The following is a 15859-nucleotide window of genomic DNA, read 5'->3' on the forward strand; positions in this document are numbered from 1 at the left end:
CTTTCTCTTGTGATGAGCAATAAAACAAATGTTGTCCTTCTCACTGCATTTTACTATTGATTAAAGCATAGACTTGCACAAAATTTTTGTCAACGCTTTTTTCTTATGAGTTTATTCATTTGATTTTAGTGCATCGATCATATTGATATGCCGCAAACGAAAATGAGTCGCAAGCATCACGATAACTGAGAACAGGATCGTTAGTCCGCCAGATAAAAGGTACGACCCTGAACGAATAACTAGCGGAAAAGTAATGGTCTCCATCGATGCTTGATCCAAAATAAATTTCGTTAGAATGACCCCTAGACCATAGCCAAAAAGAATTCCCAAAATCGTAAAAACGAAGTTCTCGCGGAACACATAAGAAGTCACTTCTCGATCGTAAAAACCTAACACTTTGATCGTCGATAATTCTCGTAAACGTTCAGATACATTAATATTCGTCAAATTGTATAACACGATAAAAGCCAGTAAACCTGACAACACCACAAAGATCCAAACAATTCCATCCAAATTATCCATTGAATTTTCTTGGGTCTCGATTTGGGTAGACATGAATGAAGTATTTATCACCTGATCTGAGCTCAAGAGCTTTTTCGATAAATTCTCTTCTTCTGATTTAGTCATTTTTTTACTTTTCAGTAAATAGCTGTTCGCTTCAAAATTGTTTCCGCGGGCTTTCTGATAATATTCCTTTGATAAATACAAGAAATTCCCCAAATAATTATCACTGATATTCGCAATCTTAACTTTGAAAGTCTGCTGATCGTCATCATAGACCGTCAAGCTGTCGCCTTTTTTCAGATTAAAGAGCTCAGCCATTTTCTGTGTAATTACAGCACCATCATTGGGCAGCGTGAAGCCCGCTCCCTTGTTCTTCAAATGAAGATACTGTTTAAACACCTCCCGATCCTCCGGCACCATCATTGTCAATTTCTGGTTAGCTTGCCCTTTTTGCTTTAGTTCAACTGTTTGATTCATCACAGCTAAATTAGCAGTAAGCTTTTTATTCTTAGAAAAAAGCTTTTCAACTGCTGAATTATCCGCCTGATCTTTCAAAGTAACGATCGCATCATAATCAATGATCGGACCAAACTGCTTCTGTCCGACTGAACTTAATGAATCCTTCAGCCCAACGCCTGCAACCATCAAAGCTGCACAACCGGCGATACCAATTACCGCCATAATCATTCGCGATTTGTAGCGGAATAGATTTCGATAGCTGACTTTTGAGTTAAAACTCATGCGAGACCAAATCGGTGTGATTCTCTCTAGAAAAATTCGCTGTCCCGGCTTGGGTGCTTTAGGCTGCAAAAGTTCAGCTGGTTTTTCATGCAGTTCTTTCAGCAAGACAAGCAAAGCCGCACCTAGACTGGCAAACAAAAAGGCAATTGTCGCTTGAATGATTGGTCGTGATAAATAGAAAGCTTTCACTCCAGGAAAATTATAGCGGTCACTTGAAAGCTCAAAAATCAAGCGCGGCAGTGTATGGGTTCCGATCACAGAACCTAAAATAATCCCAGCTGCTGCTGCAGATACAGCGTAAATGATATATTTGATCGATATTTCATAACGTGAATAGCCTAAAGCTTTTAACGTACCAATTTCTCGACGATTTTCTTCTACCATTCGTGTCATTGTCGTAAAGGTAATCAACGCAGCAATGAAAAAGAAGAAGACCGGAAAAACATTGGCGATCGCGGCGATTCGTTCAGAAAGATCGCCATATTCTTGAAAACCTGGATTATCCGCTCGCTGATCATAAGAATAGCTAGGTGTCTTCACATCGTTGATCTCTTTTTCACTATCACTGAGTTTTTGTTGAGCGGTCAATAATTTCTCACGATTGCTGTTCAGTTCTTTTTGACGCTCTTCAAGGTCATTTTTGGCTTGTTCCAGCTGAGGATTTTCGTTTGATGTCAATGCTGCCTGCTGCTCTAACTGTACTTTAGCCTGATTTAACTCCTTTTGACCAGTCTCTAATTTTGCTAGACTATCAGCCACCTCTGCTTTTTTAGGCTGTACTTTCTTTAGCGCAGCGCTCTTTATTTCTGCTGCTCGTTCTTTTGGCCGATCGGTGAAAAGCGCTTCGGTCTTCTCAATGTTTTTATCCATGGCTTTTTCGTAAGCTTTGCCATAGGTTTCTTTTCCTTTAACATTTGCAAAACGCACGTAGATGATCGATTTAATTTTACTGGAGAAATTATTTTCCGGCAGGTAGGCAAAAAAATCAACATTCCCATTTCCAACATTAGAAAGCCCTCGTTCTTCCGTGCTTATATAGATTGGAGACTGGACAAAGCCAACGATCTTAAAATTTTTCCGCTTTAGTTGATCCGGCTGATCGATTCGATAAGTCTGATTTAGGCGATAACCTTCCTCCTTGGCCTTTTCATCTAACACAAGCTCATTTTCTTTTTGAGGTAAATGTCCTGATTTTACGATCAATTTATTTTGTTGATTTTTTTTATCATATGAATAAAGCTTGGCCACTTGGTTCTTTTTACTATCCGCATAAAAAAGTTGATGACCACTTTCAACCTCAGCATTAGGAATCTTGGCTGCTAATCGTTCATCCTCTTCTGTCAGTCCGCCAGTAGAAACAATTTGCAAATTTGATAATTCCTGCTTATCAACAAATTGACTAGCCGAATGATTTAAGATCGGTCCTGTGGCTTTGATTCCAACATATAATAATGTCCCTAATAGAATAATCAGAACGATTGCGATAAAGCGTCCTTTAGAATAGATAATTTCACGTAAACTTGCCTTAAAATAGGTTTTATTTTTCATTTGCCTGCTCCTGTTTTTTCGTCCTTATCATTTTAACATAAATCAATTTAATGACTGGTAGGAGAAATTCGGAAAAAAAGAACAATGCCAAAGCAGAAACCTTCGCATTGTTCTTATTAAACTCGACTTTACTTACTTTTTTAGTTCTTAAATGAATGGATTGGAGCGGGGATACGACCGCCGCGAGCAATAAAGTCAGCTGAACCTGCCGCATTGACAGCCATCACTGGTGCTCGTCCTAATAGTCCGCCGAACTCTACCATTTCGCCAATTTCCTTGCCCTTAGCAGGAATGATTCGAACAGCGGTTGTTTTATGGTTGATTACTCCTATAGCAGCTTCATCGGCAATCATCGCCGAAATACTGCTTGCTGGTGTAGAACCAGGGATTGCAATCATATCCAATCCCACCGAGCAGATCGCCGTCATCGCTTCTAATTTTTCAAGCGATAATGACCCATTATTGACTGCATCAATCATTCCCGCATCTTCTGACACTGGAATAAATGCTCCAGATAATCCACCAACATGGTTACATGCCATTACCCCGCCTTTTTTCACTGCATCATTTAGCAATGCTAAAGCGGCGGTTGTTCCATGGGTCCCAACTGTTTCTAAGCCCATTTCCTCCAATACGTGAGCAACCGAATCCCCGACCGCTGGCGTTGGAGCTAATGACAGATCAACGATACCAAAGGGCACATCCAAACGCTCAGAAGCGATCTTCCCTACCATTTGACCCATCCGTGTAATTTTAAATGCTGTCTGCTTCACAACCTCTGCTACAACATCGAAGGACTCCCCCTTCACTTTTTCTAAAGCACGTTTCACCACACCAGGCCCGCTGACTCCGACATTAATGACGCAATCCGCTTCGCCTACACCATGGAAAGCTCCAGCCATGAAAGGATTATCTTCCACTGCATTAGCAAAAATTACTAATTTCGCACAGCCTAGATCAGAAGCCTCTGCTGTTTGCTTAACAATCCGACCTGTATGTGCGACAGCATCCATGTTGATTCCAGCTTTTGTCGAACCAATGTTGACAGAAGCACAGACAAAATCTGTTTCAGCTAAAGCTTGAGGAATGGAGTCAATCAAAATCCTATCGCCGTGCTGGTATCCTTTTTCAACTAGTGCGGAGAAGCCGCCCAAGAAGTTTACACCAACAGTCTTTGCAGCCTTATCTAATGTTTTCGCATATTTTACATAGTCCGTGTCTGGAGTAGCAGCGGCAATGATACCGATTGGTGTGACAGAGATACGTTTATTAATGATAGGAATCCCATATTCTGCTTCGATCGCCTCTCCTACTTTTACAAGGTCCTTTGCTTTTGTTGTGATTTTTTGATAAATTTTTTCACAGGCGCGATCACTATCACTATCAATACAATCTAGTAAAGATATCCCCATGGTAATCGTCCGAATATCCAGATTTTCTTCTTCGATCATTCGAATCGTTTCCAGTATTTGATTGGTTTCCAAAAAGAGCCCTCCTTATAATTTATGCATCGTGTCAAAAATTTCTTGATTTTGAATACTGATCTTTACACCCAGAGTTTCTCCCAGTTCATGAAGCTGCTCCCGTGCTCCTTCAAAATCTACTGTAGCATTGGTTAGTTCCACTAACATCATCATTGTAAAATAGTCCCCCATAATTGTTTGAGAAACATCGAGAATATTAATTTTTTGTTCCGCTAATTTCTGACTGACACCAGCTACGATGCCAACCTTGTCTTTTCCGATAACCGTTACTACGCCACGCATTTGCATAACTCCCTTCAGATAATTGTTTCCCATTATAGCACAGTGATGGCAAAACGATTAGAAAATTATGAATTAAATCGAATATTTTTCACTAAACGTTCGTGTTTTACACTCTGATTATTTAGCTTCTCGCTGTTTCCTAAATTTAAGCGTTAGTTATACTTTTATAAAAATGGAAGAGTAACCCTTTTGACAAAATCACAGACGACCAAAAATAGGCTTCATAATCAACCTCCCCCACCCGATAATTGCCGCTCACCCTATATTTCTTTACTTCTTAGCTCTTTTTTTCTATGATTGATTCAATTACCATCTCTCACTAGGATGACTAATCAGTAAAATAGAAATAGGAGGCTTTTTTATGGAACTTTTTGAAACAATGCTTCAACACTCATCGGTCCGCTCATTTACTCAGCAACAGCTCTCTCAAGATTTGAAGGAACAACTGACCTTAGCTGCTCAAAGCGCCAGCAGCTCTAATTTTTTGCAAGCCTTCTCGATAATTGAAATCACTGATATAAAAAAAAGAAAACAGATTGAAGAAATTGCTAATTTTCCCATTGATAATGGCGATAAGGGCGAGCTCTATATTTTTGTCGCAGATTTGAATAAACACGCACAGGTCTTAACTTTAAACAATGATTCTATCGATCACCTGCGAACAATGGAATCATTGGTAGTTTCAGTTGTTGATGCAACTTTAGCTGCGCAATCAATGGCTGTTTACGCCGAATCCGTTGGTCTAGGTATCTGTTATGTCGGTGGTATACGTAATAATTTGTTCCAAATCAAGGAGCTGCTTGATCTGCCGGAATTGACCTATCCAGTTTTTGGATTATTCGTAGGCTATCCCGCTGAAAAAAATGAAGTGAAGCCACGGCTGCCAATCAATGCCGTACTTGGAACAAACACTTATCGAACACTGACACCCGATATGATCGACAGCTATAACAAAAAGACGACTGCTTATTATCAACAACGCAGCAGTAACACCCAAGAAACCAACTGGTCGGAAAAAGTTCGTCAGCATTTTGAATATCCGCGACGCTCAGACACTATTGAATTTCTAAAAAAACAAGGCTTCGTTTTTTAACCGAGGCCTTGTTTTCTTTTATTTTTCTGGGACAATCGCAACCGCTCGGACATTAAATCCAGGAGCGTCTTTGACTTTTGGTACCCCGATCGAGATCGCTCCGCCAACAGCTGGAAGCTCCGTCAACCGATTCAATACTTCCACTTGAAATTTATCTTGCTGCAGCCAATATAATTCTCCGATCAATCCTGAATTTTTTGTACAATCGATTGCCGAATCTGTGTCCAAGGTTTCATGACCGATCGCCGTCACATCTCGCTCCTCATGTAAATATTTTAAAGCTTCCAGTGACCAGCCAGGCGTATGAGCTTGTCCATTTTGATCCACGTTATAAAAAGCCTCAGGGTCATCCCAACGTTTTGACCAGCCGCTGGCAAATGCTACAAAACTGTTCGCGGGGATTTCCCCATGTTCAGCTTCAAAATCCTTGATGTCTGCCACCGTTACAGAATAATCTGGATTCTCTTCAACTTCTTTCTCTTTATTGATGACGATTAGGGGCAGCAAAAAATCTTTGATCGGCAATTGATCCACAGACACTCGATCTTCCACAAAATGCACTGGAGCATCAATATGGGTGCCATATTGCGTGACCAGCTGATACTCCTTTGCAAAAAAACCGTCGTTCTTAACGGTCACTAACGTTTTTTCCTGCATCGGTCGAAACGATTGAAAGTAGGGAATCCCGCCATAAATATTATGACTCAAATCTACCCATTTTTGCTTCTTTAAAAAGGCGATACTGTTCGTAATCTCACTCATACTATTCCTCCTCGCGCTCTTACTATAACGCTTTCATTTTTACTTAACGATACCTAGAAACATTTCCTCTGTCAAATCACGGCTAACTCAAAGCTGACGAGATCGCTTTTCCGACCTAATAAGTCAAAAAAAAACTGTGCCGAAAGTTTGGCACAGTTTAGTGATTAGTCGTTTTTTAAAACAATCTTTCCTTTTGCATGATGGGTCGCACTTAATTCATGTGCTTCTTTCACCCCAGCTGCTGTAAGAGGATACGTATGTCCAACGACACTTTTTACTTTTCCTTCAGTCATTAGGTCAGCAATCTCTTGTAATTGTCCACCATCCGGTTTAAGCCAAATACTCTCTGCAACAGCAATATTCTTAGCTAATTCTTCATCTGGTTGGCTAACTATCGAGATCAATCGGCCGTTTTCGTTCAACACTTTAAAGCTGTCCTTTTGAACATCGCCGCCCATCGTGTCAAAGACTAGATCGATATCTTTTAACACTTCAGAAAAATCAGTGGTATGATAATCGATCACTTGATCGGCACCTAGTTCTTTCAACAACGCATGATTCTTTTCACTCGCCGTAGTAATCACGGTTGCTCCAGCATTTTTTGCTAACTGGATAGCATAAATACCTACACCGCCGGCACCTGCATGAATCAAGACTTTTTCACCTGCTTTAAGTTTTCCATGAGTGATTAATGCTTGATAAGCAGTTAAACCTGCTAACGGTACGGCTGCCGCATCCTCAAAGGAAACAGAATCAGGTTTGTTTGCTAATAAATGATCATCAACAATCGTATAGTCTGCATATGTACCGAAACGAGTCGTCTCTGGACGAGCAAAAATTTCTTGTCCTACTTGCCACTTGCTCACTTCTGACCCAACTTCTACAATTTCACCGGCAACATCCCAACCTAAAATGATCGGAAAATCCCAAGGCATCATTTGAGCTAAGTATCCTTCACGCAACTTCCAATCAATTGGATTAACGGAAGCAGCTTTTACCTTCACTAAAACTTGATGCTCTCCTAGCTCTGGTAATGTTACTTTACTTTCTTTTAATTGGTCCGTATGACCATATTCTTCTATTACAACTGCGCGTGTTTCCATTCGTGCATCCCTCCATATCGATCCATTATAAAAGTCTTATCTGAAAATCGGAAATGATTTGCTTTAATCAAATAGATGGGACGTTAATAGATAGTCCACTTGATATTTTTTGGCCAATGCTTTTAGATACGGAAGGGCATTATCCTCTATTTCCGTCATCTGATTCAGAAAAATGAAAAACTGCTGTTTCTCTTCTGGTGCTGCAACTTTTTTGAAATACCCCCAAACATGTTCATAGGCATTTCTCTGTGCTTTTAAATCGATCGGCATTTTTTTCACTATATTCAAATGCAGGTAAAATTGTTCTCTTTTCTCTTCTGACCAGTGATTGCCGGAAAAAAGCTGACGTATAGCTAAGTATTCCTTTTGCGAACGTGCCATGACAAAATATTTCCACTGGGCCCATTCTTTTTGAAGCACATGCATCGCGTTCACCTCACCGATAAGCTTAACATCTGGTAATACAATTATTAAAGTAAGAGGCTCACAGTTCCCTAGTTGTGACAGAAAAAAGACTGCAAACTTATTGTCTACAGTCTGAAAATATTTTTCGAATATACTATAAATCAGCAATCGTTGAGCCTTCACCAAAGATTGCTTCCCAATCGTCAGTAAAATCTGACACCGCTTGTGCGATTGACGGCATTGCCAAAGCCTGTTGAATGATCTCAACACCCATCGTTGCTGCTTGACTGCCATTTTCTAAAGCGGCATTGACTTGGCCCACATTCTTGAAGCTGGCCGCTAAGATTTTCGTATCGCTCTTTGTGCGGGCAATCTCTTCCGCCATTTCAAAAATCGCCTCACGAGGATCGATGTTCAGATTCTCCATTCGATTGAAGTACGGGGCAATATAATCAGCTCCAGCTGCTATAGCCAAATATGCTTGAAACTTTGTATAGATAGCAGTAGCAGTAACATTGATGCCACGTCGCTTTAATTCTTTGATTGCCTTCAAACCAGGTTCATTGACTGGAATTTTGATAAACACTTTTTGATCGATGCTTGCTAAAATCGTTTCTGCATCCTTGATAATTCCGGCATAATCTGTCGCAACAACTTGTACGTGTAACGAACGATGCTCACCGATGATACTGCGAATTTCTTTCATATGCCTGAAGAAATCAATCTTTCCTTCTTTTTTAACGATCGAAGGATTTGAGGTGACACCAGCGATTGGCAAAAGGTCGGCAAATTTTTTTATATCAGCAATATTGGCTGTATCTAGCATAAATTCCATTTTTGAAAACTCCCTTACTTTTTTTTATAGAATAAGCATAGCACCTTAAAAAAATTTTTTCTGCCTTCTCTTCATAAAAAAAGCGAAAAGCTTTACAGCAAGCCTTTCGCAAATACACATTTTTTAACAATCGCACAAATGTGCATTTTTTTAAAAGAAACTACTTTCGCTGATGTAACCGTAAAACCTCCTGTGCAGTTTCCTGATCCGTAATCAATGTTTTAAGGTAACCTTTTTCCAACAACGGGGCGATCGAACGAGCTTTCGAAATCCCACGGGCAATTCCTACTGACTGAGGAACATCCGCAAGCTCATCCAGAGACAAACCGATCGTGCGCTGATTCAATGCGCCATTTAATAGTTTTCCATAACTGTCATAAAAACGGCAGCAGCAATCGCCGGCCGCTTCACGCAGCTTCAATTCTTCATAATCTGTCGGCGACAATAGATCACGCCACTGACTTTTATGATAGCTTAAAGGGCCACCAATACCAACAATGACTAAATCCAGACGTTTCCAATATTCTTTTAAGTCATGAAAATATTTTGAATTAAAAATCCCTTCCGCCAATTCTTTAGTTTCTTGAATCACTGTAGCATTCACAAATAGGCTGTGACCATTTAATTTACGCGCCAGTTCATAAACCAGTGTATTCACATGATAGCGTGAATTAATATGGCTCGGACCGCCAACTACTGGCACAACAGACACGTCAGATAGCTGTTTGGGATCGATTTTATTGACTGCTCTGCCGACACTGGCTCCCCATGACAAGCCTACAACCATCTCATCAGATAATTGACGGCGAATCCAGGCACCAGCCGCCTCTGCTAGCTGCTCCTCCTTTGCTTCCTCACTGGCATCTCTTTCTGTCGGGACTAATTCAACAGCTGATAAATCAAACGCGTGCTTCAGCTGCTCTTCTAATTCAAACAGACTCGCATCAAAATGGTTGATCTTGATTTCCACAATTCCTTCTGATTTCGCCTGACTCAGCATTCGGCTGACTGTTGTCCGATAGATAGCTAATTCTTTAGCGATCTGTGCCTGCGTCAATTCTTGTTCATAATACATATAAGCGACTTTTGCTAATAATTTTTTCTTATCTTCCTTCATGTCCATTTCCTCCCGTAAGAGCCCTCTTCCTTTATTCTAACAAAATATCATTTACGGCGTTCAACAAAGCGTGTATCATTAATAATTATTCAAACTCAAATGTTGCCTCACTCGTTTTGCTTTAGCAAGCTCTAAAAAAGATCTTAGTGAAACTATCGGTAGAAACAGGCGGCATTTGAATATGATCTAAGAAAGAATCGCATGTTTTGTTCAAAAAGTGCATAACCAAGGAGGAAGCAAAATGTCTGTTGAAGCTGTAAAAGAGTATTTCTCACAATATGGAATGGCTGAGCGCATCCAAGAGTTCCCTGTCTCCAGTGCAACGGTCGAGCTGGCAGCGCAAGCGTTGGATTGTGCTCCTGAGCGGATCGCCAAGACCTTATCTTTCAAACTCAAGAAGGCAGATAAAAGTCTCTTGATTGTCGCAGCCGGTGATGCCAAAATCGATAACGCGAAATATAAGACTTTTTTTGGCGAACGAGCGTTAATGCTGAAGGCAGATGAGGTAGAGATGATTATTGGGCATCCAGTAGGCGGAGTCTGTCCTTTCGGAATCAAGCCAGGTATCGCTGTTTATTTAGATGAATCATTGAAACGCTTTGAGAGTGTCTATCCCGCTTGCGGCAGTTCAAACAACGCGATCGAATTGACCATACCAGAATTAGAAAAATATACTCAGTTCAAGCAATGGATCGATGTCTGTAAAAATTGGGAATAAAAACGAGACAGAATTTCTGCCTCGTTTTTTTTAAATGATTCCTTGTTCAACAACTCGACAATCCGTCAAATAGGTTTCTAAAATTCTTTTTACCTCTACTTGATCAACCACTGAATCATCTGCAAATTGATAGCCTACAATCAGTGCTCGTGTCGTTTTTTCTGAGATCATTCCGCGTGTCGAATCTGCCGTTGGACTGCCAAATGGGCCTGCCTTGTCTGCTAACACTAACAGATTTTCGATGTTGACAGATTTATTACCAATCCCTGCATATCGACTGTCCGCTGGTCCAACAATTAATCGAATGGGTTCTGTTACCTTTCCAAGATCGTAAGCACCAAACGGCAACTTCCACTTTAAGGAAAAATAGTTGTTTAAATCAACAAGTGAATTGATTTGATACATCCCCTTTTGCTGAACGATCCGCCGCCACAGGCTGTCAGATGATGGTCGAAATCGAGCAGGATCTTTTCCTAAGACTCGATAAACTTTTTTCGTCGCGATGATTTGACTGTTTTCTTTGATACTGTCCAACGTATCTTCTGCTTCGATTTCTTGAAGCAACGGATTTAGTACTTCCTGCCAGATTTTCTCACTATGAGCTTCATTCTTAAACTCAATCATGCTATAGGCCAATGATACATCTTGTTCTTTTACTTTCGGATCGATCGTAAGCTGCATGCTCTTCCCTCCATGTCTTCCTCGAGTTCTTTTCCTATAGTTTAAACGATTCTACCCAAAAGCAAAAGCTTACTTATTCTCGCAGGTCTTCGCTATAATGGAGGTATAGGAAAAGAGGTGCCTACTATGAAAATCACTTACCATGGTCACTCAGTTCTATCGATCGTCATGGAAGACGGGCAAAAACTATTGTTTGATCCCTTTATCACTGGAAACTCCTTGACCGATTTAAACGCGGATGAAGTAGAAACTGATTGGCTTTTAGTCACTCACGGACACAGCGATCATATTGGAGATATGATTCCCATCGCTAAAAATAATGATGCAACAATTATCAGTATTGTAGAAATCTGTACCTTTGCGGAAAACAACGGTGTGAAAAAAACACATGGGATGAATATTGGCGGAAAGTTTGATTTCCCTTTCGGCCGTGTAAAAATGGTCCACGCACAGCACAGCTCTGGATATGAAGTGAACGGCCAAACCCTTTACATGGGTGAACCGGCTGGTTTTATTTTGCAAGCGGAAGGAAAAACCATTTATCATGCCGGTGATACGTCGAACTTCGGCGACATGTCATTGTTTGGCGAAGCCTTTGATATCGATATCGCCTTCCTGCCGATTGGCGATAATTTTACGATGGGCCCCCACGAAGCTGCTAGTGCAGCTAAGCGATTGAAGGCAAAAAAAGTCGTACCGATTCATTACAACACCTTCCCGGTTATCAAACAGGACCCCGAAGCCTTCGTTAAGCTGCTGCCCGAAAATGTCGGCAAAGTCATGGCTGTCGGAGAATCAATTGTCATTTAATTATAATCCAGCTTATGAGCAACATTTTGTTCATAAGCTTCTTTTTGGTCTTTCTAATCTGCTACAATGAGAGAGAATTAATAAGATGAAAGAGAAGCGGGGCTGCTGTCTGCTTTTTAGAATGCTCAGCTTATTGACTTTTAGCATTAAGAGCAGCCAGCTCTAATTCATCATTTTCCTCAAATTGAGAAAGGAGTTTTCTATGTTAAATTTCGAAAGCGACTATTTAGAAGGTGCCCATGAGAAAATATTGCAACGCATGATTGAAACAAACGAGGAAAAGTTAAGCGGCTACGGTCGTGATAAGTATTCCACTTCAGCAATCGAAAAAATCCGTCAAGCGTGTCTATGTCCTGAAGCCGAGGTCTTCTTCATCGCAGGAGGGACGATGACCAATGCCTTAGTTATTGCCTCTCTACTAAAGAAAATTGAAGGTGTTATCGCTCCCGAGACTGGGCATATCACCACTCATGAGACTGGAGCAATCGAGTTCTCTGGACACAAGGTGTTAAGCCTGCCTCAAACAAACGGAAAAATCTCCGCTCAACAGATTCGCACCTATCTCGAACAATTTTGGGCAGACGATAACCGAGAGTTCATGGTCTTTCCAGGAATGGTTTATTTATCCCATCCAACAGAATACGGGACACTTTATTCCAAAGAAGAATTGAAAAGCATTTCAGAGGTGTGTCACGAGTATAAGATCCCTTTATTTATGGATGGTGCCCGTTTAGGTTATGGCTTGGCTAGTCCAGAAGCCGACTTAACATTGCCTTTGATTGCTGAATATTGTGATGTTTTTTATATCGGCGGAACCAAAGTTGGCGCTTTTTTAGGTGAAGCAATCGTCTTTACGAAAAATAATTTACCAGAGTATTTTGTTGCCCACATGAAACAGCAAGGGGCTCTATTAGCAAAGGGCCGACTGCTTGGACTTCAATTTGATACCCTATTTACCGAACAACTCTATTTTAAAATCAGTGAACATGCACTCGCAATGGCGATGAAATTAAAGGCCGGCTTAACAGAAAAAAATTACCGCTTTTATTTAGACTCCCCCACCAATCAGCAGTTTATTATCTTAGAAAATAGTCAAATGGAGAAGCTGAAGAAAGAGGTTGCTTTTAGCTTTTGGGAGCAATACGATGACGAACACACAGTGATTCGATTTGCTACTAGCTGGGCAACAAAAGAAGCTGATGTTGATGCTTTATTGACACTTCTATAGAAAAAAGAGCGACTCGAAAGATTCGAGCCGCTCTTTTTTGGGTAAAGTTTACAAACTAATTAAACGATAGGTTAAACAAGCCACATAGCATTCATAGCTCTCAGAAAAACGCATAACATTGTAGCCCAATACTTCGCTGATTTTTTTGATCCGATATTTCACAGTGTTTTTATGAATAAACAGCTGTTCACTGCAGATCTGATAATCCGCACCGGCATCCAAGAGAAAGCTGCACAAAGTCATAAGCTGCTCTTTACTGTCCATAATTGGAGCCAATACATTCAGGGTTTCTTCAACCTCTGCTTCGCCAGTTTGAATCAGCTTACTCACATGGACGACTTGACGTATCTCGCTGATAGAAAAGCTCTTCTTCCCATGGAATAGCTTAGGCAGTTGTAAAGCCACTTTGTTGACTAGTTGATAAGTCACTCGCACATCCGTCGTGTTACGCAATCGCGGACATAGGACGATACTATCGATCATTTCCTGATAAGGACTGATTTGCAGGTATTCCTCCCCTAAATCTAGTTCTGAATCACTATGGCAATAATTGCCTAATAATACGATCAGCTGATCGTCGATTAATTGTGCGACACAGGTTTTATAATACTTCGAAGCATAAGCCAGAATATCTTCTTTTAATCTCTTTTCTTCCCTCAGGTCATTTAATTGCAGCAGCCACATTAATCCAATCCCTTTGACATCGATCTTCAGCTGATTAGCCAAACGATACATTTTTTCGCTTTCATCATTTAGAATAGCCTGCACTAATGCATACTCGCTGATCTCACCATGCTTTTTCCCCCACAGATTCATCGCAACTTGCAGCAGCTCCACCGACTGGGCACATTCGACTTCTGTTAGCAGCTCATGCTCCTTCAACAAATAAAAGCGCAGTACGCCATTTTCCTTGTGATAAAGCTCTTTGTAAAAAATCGCGAACTCATTTTTGTGGACCTGTTGACCATCATCCACTGCAACCCGACGCAAGACTCGCTCCAAATCGACAGAAGAATTACGAGGCCATTTGATTTGATTGATGACTTCGTTGTCAGCATTTGTCAAAATGATATTTGTCCTTAAAAAATCAGAAAGCAGCTTCAACGTCACTTCGACGGTCCTTAAATGCTCTGGCAGAAGTGAGGCCTTTTCCAAAACCTCATTCACAATATTTTCAGTCGGGCGATCCTTCAATAGTTCTGCCATTACTTCAACGATTACTTCGCTGTAACGAATCTGGCTTTGATGCTTCGGCATTTGAATAATAACAAAATCCAGTTCTTCTGCTGTTTTGATCACTTCCGGGTCTAATCTTGGAAGTACGATCCCTACATAATAAAGAATGATGCCCAACTCACCCATTTTATGCAGACGGCAAATCGTTTCACACTGTTTGGCTATATCGTCTTTGATGTTAAAAAAAGATGTCAGCATCAACTCTCCCGAACGATAGTCAGTTGTATCAAACAAAGCTGCACAATCATCCATATCGGAAATATCTAGGAAAGATAAAGCAGTAACAGTTTGATTCAAACAATTTTGTCCACTAATCAGTTGAGCATCACGCAGAGAGGGTAAGCTTAACAACTCTTTCAATTTCGCACCCAAATCCGTCCCTCCTTAAAATTTTCACATCAAATTTTATTTTTCTTCTAACCTTAGCAGATTCATGATTTATTGTCTATTCATTTTTATTCAAAAAAAGGGAAATGTCTTGATTAATATAAAAAAGAGACCGACCTAAGTCCGTCTCAAAAATCATTTTTTATTTTACTGCCGTATCAGATTCAACGATCTTTCCAACGATTCCATAATCCTTAGCTTCTTCTGCTGAAAGCCAGAAATTACGATCGGTATCTTGTTCGATTTTTTCTAGCGTTTGACCTGTCGCTTTAGCAATCAGCTTGTTCACACGTTTGCGCATACGCAGGATTTCTTTGGCTTCAATTTGGATCTCTGTAGATTGTCCTTGTACACCGCCGGCTGGCTGGTGGATCATGTAGCGAGTATTTGGCAAGCTGTAGCGGTCCTTTTTATCAGCAGCTAAGTAAATCGTAATCCCTGCACTGGCTACCCAGCCTGTACCGATCATTTTTACTTTCGGTTTAATGAAACGGATAACATCATGGATCGTATCGCCAGATTCCACATGACCACCTTGGCTATTGATAAACATCGTGATTGGATCATCATTGATCGCTGACAAATAAAGCAATTGCTCTGTTACTGTCTTCGCTAATTCTTGAGTGATTTCTCCGTAGATTAAAATCGTCCGCTGGTTTAATAATTTTAGCAGCATTGGATTCTTTTCTTCCATTTTTTCTGTTTCTTCTTTTTCTTCTTTAGCAAAAAATTCATTCATCTAAAATGCCTCCTCAGTTTCTATTGCTTTCACATGATTCTAGTATAGCCAAAAAACTTCAGAAATGATAGAAAGAGCACTTTAAATAAGTACGTTTTAAGCTGGAACGCGCTATTACTTACGAAAAATTATGGTACACTCACTCCTAGAAACGTTTTTTAGTGGCACTATTTTGTATTTTATGGG

The 15859-nt window shown here is 40.5% G+C and carries 15 protein-coding genes; 4 read left to right on the forward strand and 11 right to left on the reverse strand.

The window, feature by feature from the left end; all coding sequences use genetic code 11:
- Positions 1–111 precede the first annotated feature (111 nt).
- The 3 genes from JZO85_RS02255 to JZO85_RS02265 all read right to left on the reverse strand — a co-directional run bounded on the left by JZO85_RS02255 (position 112) and on the right by JZO85_RS02265 (position 4559).
- Positions 112–2793 (reverse strand): FtsX-like permease family protein, encoded by a 2682-nt coding sequence (locus tag JZO85_RS02255; protein ID WP_207106875.1) that lies wholly within the window; start codon positions 2791–2793, stop codon positions 112–114.
- A 140-nt stretch (positions 2794–2933) separates the two neighbouring features.
- Positions 2934–4277: a PFL family protein gene (locus JZO85_RS02260; protein WP_207106876.1), complete on the reverse strand. Its 1344-nt coding sequence runs from the start codon at positions 4275–4277 to the stop codon at positions 2934–2936.
- A 12-nt stretch (positions 4278–4289) separates the two neighbouring features.
- On the reverse strand, positions 4290–4559 hold the full coding sequence (locus JZO85_RS02265) for an ACT domain-containing protein (RefSeq protein WP_207106877.1): 270 nt from the start codon (positions 4557–4559) through the stop codon (positions 4290–4292).
- 361 nt (positions 4560–4920) lie between these two features.
- On the opposite strand from JZO85_RS02265, the gene JZO85_RS02270 reads away from it, so the two are divergent.
- Positions 4921–5652, forward strand: a complete 732-nt coding sequence (locus tag JZO85_RS02270; RefSeq protein WP_207106878.1) for an NADPH-dependent oxidoreductase — start codon at positions 4921–4923, stop codon at positions 5650–5652.
- 18 nt (positions 5653–5670) lie between these two features.
- Here JZO85_RS02270 and JZO85_RS02275 read toward each other — a convergent pair whose 3' ends face one another.
- From JZO85_RS02275 to JZO85_RS02295, 5 genes are all read right to left on the reverse strand, one after another.
- Entirely contained in the window at positions 5671–6414 is a 744-nt protein-coding gene (locus tag JZO85_RS02275) for a cyclase family protein (RefSeq protein WP_207106879.1), read from the reverse strand.
- Between the two features lie 164 nt (positions 6415–6578).
- Complete coding sequence (locus JZO85_RS02280) at positions 6579–7517, reverse strand: NADP-dependent oxidoreductase (RefSeq protein ID WP_207106880.1); 939 nt, start codon at positions 7515–7517, stop codon at positions 6579–6581.
- A 63-nt stretch (positions 7518–7580) separates the two neighbouring features.
- A complete protein-coding gene (locus tag JZO85_RS02285) occupies positions 7581–7943 on the reverse strand; it encodes a DUF1722 domain-containing protein (protein WP_207106881.1) in 363 nt (120 codons plus the stop codon).
- A 133-nt stretch (positions 7944–8076) separates the two neighbouring features.
- Entirely contained in the window at positions 8077–8757 is a 681-nt protein-coding gene (locus JZO85_RS02290) for a fructose-6-phosphate aldolase (protein WP_207106882.1), read from the reverse strand.
- A 160-nt stretch (positions 8758–8917) separates the two neighbouring features.
- Complete coding sequence (locus tag JZO85_RS02295; protein ID WP_207106883.1) at positions 8918–9874, reverse strand: sugar-binding transcriptional regulator; 957 nt, start codon at positions 9872–9874, stop codon at positions 8918–8920.
- Positions 9875–10115: 241 nt separating this feature from the next.
- On the opposite strand from JZO85_RS02295, the gene JZO85_RS02300 reads away from it, so the two are divergent.
- On the forward strand, positions 10116–10592 hold the full coding sequence (locus JZO85_RS02300; protein ID WP_207106884.1) for a YbaK/EbsC family protein: 477 nt from the start codon (positions 10116–10118) through the stop codon (positions 10590–10592).
- A gap of 30 nt (positions 10593–10622) precedes the next feature.
- Here JZO85_RS02300 and JZO85_RS02305 read toward each other — a convergent pair whose 3' ends face one another.
- Entirely contained in the window at positions 10623–11273 is a 651-nt protein-coding gene (locus JZO85_RS02305) for a B3/B4 domain-containing protein (protein WP_207106885.1), read from the reverse strand.
- Between the two features lie 126 nt (positions 11274–11399).
- On the opposite strand from JZO85_RS02305, the gene JZO85_RS02310 reads away from it, so the two are divergent.
- Both JZO85_RS02310 and JZO85_RS02315 read left to right on the forward strand, forming a co-directional pair.
- Positions 11400–12083 (forward strand): metal-dependent hydrolase, encoded by a 684-nt coding sequence (locus tag JZO85_RS02310; protein WP_207106886.1) that lies wholly within the window; start codon positions 11400–11402, stop codon positions 12081–12083.
- Positions 12084–12285: 202 nt separating this feature from the next.
- Positions 12286–13311: a threonine aldolase family protein gene (locus JZO85_RS02315; RefSeq protein WP_207106887.1), complete on the forward strand. Its 1026-nt coding sequence runs from the start codon at positions 12286–12288 to the stop codon at positions 13309–13311.
- A 48-nt stretch (positions 13312–13359) separates the two neighbouring features.
- Here JZO85_RS02315 and JZO85_RS02320 read toward each other — a convergent pair whose 3' ends face one another.
- Both JZO85_RS02320 and JZO85_RS02325 read right to left on the reverse strand, forming a co-directional pair.
- Positions 13360–14919 (reverse strand): PucR family transcriptional regulator, encoded by a 1560-nt coding sequence (locus JZO85_RS02320; RefSeq protein ID WP_207106888.1) that lies wholly within the window; start codon positions 14917–14919, stop codon positions 13360–13362.
- 157 nt (positions 14920–15076) lie between these two features.
- Positions 15077–15673, reverse strand: coding sequence for an ATP-dependent Clp protease proteolytic subunit (locus JZO85_RS02325; protein ID WP_207106889.1), 597 nt, complete (start codon positions 15671–15673; stop codon positions 15077–15079).
- Positions 15674–15859: the final 186 nt, after the last annotated feature.

The sequence above is a fragment of the Candidatus Enterococcus murrayae genome, from assembly GCF_017315985.1.
Lineage (GTDB): Bacteria > Bacillota > Bacilli > Lactobacillales > Enterococcaceae > Enterococcus_A > Enterococcus_A murrayae.

Bases quoted from the DNA above. Each gene is read 5' to 3' on its own strand.
- JZO85_RS02300 (WP_207106884.1), top strand. From the start codon at position 10,116: ATGTCTGTTGAAGCTGTAAAAGAGTATTTCTCACAATATGGAATGGCT.
- JZO85_RS02270 (WP_207106878.1), top strand. From the start codon at position 4,921: ATGGAACTTTTTGAAACAATGCTTCAACACTCATCGGTCCGCTCATTT.
- JZO85_RS02295 (WP_207106883.1), bottom strand. From the start codon at position 9,874: ATGAAGGAAGATAAGAAAAAATTATTAGCAAAAGTCGCTTATATGTAT.
- JZO85_RS02325 (WP_207106889.1), bottom strand. From the start codon at position 15,673: ATGAATGAATTTTTTGCTAAAGAAGAAAAAGAAGAAACAGAAAAAATG.
- JZO85_RS02290 (WP_207106882.1), bottom strand. From the start codon at position 8,757: ATGGAATTTATGCTAGATACAGCCAATATTGCTGATATAAAAAAATTT.
- JZO85_RS02255 (WP_207106875.1), bottom strand. From the start codon at position 2,793: ATGAAAAATAAAACCTATTTTAAGGCAAGTTTACGTGAAATTATCTAT.
- JZO85_RS02265 (WP_207106877.1), bottom strand. From the start codon at position 4,559: ATGCGTGGCGTAGTAACGGTTATCGGAAAAGACAAGGTTGGCATCGTA.
- JZO85_RS02285 (WP_207106881.1), bottom strand. From the start codon at position 7,943: ATGCATGTGCTTCAAAAAGAATGGGCCCAGTGGAAATATTTTGTCATG.
- JZO85_RS02310 (WP_207106886.1), top strand. From the start codon at position 11,400: ATGAAAATCACTTACCATGGTCACTCAGTTCTATCGATCGTCATGGAA.
- JZO85_RS02280 (WP_207106880.1), bottom strand. From the start codon at position 7,517: ATGGAAACACGCGCAGTTGTAATAGAAGAATATGGTCATACGGACCAA.
- JZO85_RS02275 (WP_207106879.1), bottom strand. From the start codon at position 6,414: ATGAGTGAGATTACGAACAGTATCGCCTTTTTAAAGAAGCAAAAATGG.
- JZO85_RS02315 (WP_207106887.1), top strand. From the start codon at position 12,286: ATGTTAAATTTCGAAAGCGACTATTTAGAAGGTGCCCATGAGAAAATA.
- JZO85_RS02305 (WP_207106885.1), bottom strand. From the start codon at position 11,273: ATGCAGCTTACGATCGATCCGAAAGTAAAAGAACAAGATGTATCATTG.